Below are 1,926 nucleotides of genomic sequence, written 5' to 3' on the forward strand. Positions count from 1 at the left end.
CCATTGCGTTACGTCCGCCTGGATACGCCTTGCACATCGCTTTGATGGTTTCTTTGATGTCGGCCATACCTACCTTTCCCCCTTTCTTCTGGTAGTTACGCTAACTGGCTGGGTTGTGTACCCTGCCCTCGATCTGTACTGCGCAGGTACGCCCAATCAACATCAGGGCGAAGTTCTTCGCAGGTAACAGCACCGCTCGTTGCTTTCTCGATCTCGGGGCAGCGTTCAGCGGGGATTGGCCGGATTCCGTTAGCCCACTGGGAAATCAGCACTGATGGAACGTTTAACTCACGTCCCAGCCGAGCTGCTCGCCCGCGAAGCATGTTTGTGTATGTTTTAAGGTTCATTCAAGTGGCGATCCTATGTGCTATTCACACACAAATAATAGCGTGACGCTAATGCATGTCAATAGCGTTTCACGTCTTCCCATACTTAGCGAAGTGCTATTCAATAACGTTATTCAAACCAAAGAGCTTATGAAGACATGCAGACGATTGAAGAAATAAGGCGAGAGTGGCTGCTTGAACTAATCAACCAGCATAAAACTATTGCCGGTCTCAATGTCGCTCTTGGTAGAGCAAGGACAGATGCAACACTGTCACAGATAAAAAATCAGGCTATGGACAGCAAAAGTGGCAATCCGAGAAATATGGGATCGCCTCTTGCCAGAGAAATCGAAGAAAAATTGGGACTGGAAATAGGTACGCTAGACCATCCGATTAATGATGTCGATTCACACCCATGGAATGACTACCAAGCAGCAGATGAGGCGATCAAGCTTATTGTTGACTTCATTCTATCCAAAGATACTTCAACGCCACCGGATTGGGCGGACAAGGATGCTCGCGCTTACTTAGATGCAATAGAATTAAGGGTGAGGAAGTGGATAGATAAAGGAAAGAGTTCAGACCATTCGGAGAAAGCAAGGGCTTAGGCTTGTGTGGTCTGATGGAAAGTTTTGCGACAAGTAACAGCAGGAAATCAAAATGTCAGTTGAAGCGAAACAAGCCAGAATTGCATATTTCTATGCGTCCAGCTCCCAAGTTTCTTATCCTGAGATTCCTTCATTGCCGCCTGATGGGGCTTTGATATGCCTTGATAGTGATAAGTTTCCAAATGAAATGTCTTTCGTGCTAAATGTTGCTGTCGTGAACCTCCCAAGAGGAGCGCCATACTCATTTTATATAACAGTACTTTATAATGGATTGGATATTTCAAGCGGCGAGACAAAATCAAGCCCTCTACGTCATAAAGGCTACCTTTCGCGCAATGGTGATTATTGCGTACAGCATTCATTTATAGAAACCTATACAATCGAGCAGCCTGGTTGCTATACATTTAAAATATTTCTTTATGATCATAATATTGACTCAGCACCAACAGACGACGCTGGGCTCATTCATCAATCTGAGTGCTCTATTGCCATTGCCAAGGAATGGAGATAAAAATGGGAACAGTTCATAATTTCCCTGGCAATACACACACGCCCACATCCAGTGTTCAACTAGATGACATTCTTAAAAATGGCGGCGGTAATGATGGAGGCGATGGTATGTTAGAGAGGGTTAAAAACCTTGAAAATAAGGTCTCTACACTCAGTACAGACGTGGCGGTCATCAAGGCGACGATGTGCACAAAAGAAGACTTACACAAAGAACTAAACGGTCAAACATGGAAGATCGTAATAGCATTGATTGTCACAGTTCTCATCGCATTGCTATCAAAATACTTTCTCAAATAACAATTCCTAAACTGTCTCATCCCGCTGCGGCGGGTTTTTTTTCGTCCCAAGATAAAAACAATAGCGCCACGCTATTGACTAATGATTAGCGTAGCGCTATCTTTCAACACACCAACAGCGAACAGGCAGGACGCCCACGAACGTAGCCGCCCGTGGCGTAGAAGAACGGGATGATTCGCTGGTAA

The 1,926-nt window shown here is 45.1% G+C and carries 3 protein-coding genes and 1 pseudogene; 3 read left to right on the forward strand and 1 reads right to left on the reverse strand.

Features of this window, described 5'->3' with window-relative positions; translation table 11 throughout:
- Positions 1-95: 95 nt before the first annotated feature.
- Positions 96-260 (reverse strand): annotated as a pseudogene (locus tag J5224_RS35880) (transcriptional regulator); the annotation flags it as partial.
- 224 nt (positions 261-484) lie between these two features.
- On the opposite strand from J5224_RS35880, the gene J5224_RS25990 reads away from it, so the two are divergent.
- The 3 genes from J5224_RS25990 to J5224_RS26000 are packed head-to-tail and all read left to right on the forward strand — an operon-like array spanning position 485 to position 1,741.
- Positions 485-934, forward strand: a complete 450-nt coding sequence (locus tag J5224_RS25990; RefSeq protein ID WP_264628074.1) for a hypothetical protein — start codon at positions 485-487, stop codon at positions 932-934.
- 52 nt (positions 935-986) lie between these two features.
- Entirely contained in the window at positions 987-1,445 is a 459-nt protein-coding gene (locus J5224_RS25995; RefSeq protein WP_264628075.1) for a hypothetical protein, read from the forward strand.
- A gap of 2 nt (positions 1,446-1,447) precedes the next feature.
- Positions 1,448-1,741: a hypothetical protein gene (locus tag J5224_RS26000; protein WP_264628076.1), complete on the forward strand. Its 294-nt coding sequence runs from the start codon at positions 1,448-1,450 to the stop codon at positions 1,739-1,741.
- Positions 1,742-1,926 lie beyond the last annotated feature (185 nt).

The sequence above is a fragment of the Candidatus Symbiopectobacterium sp. NZEC135 genome (genome assembly GCF_025962695.1).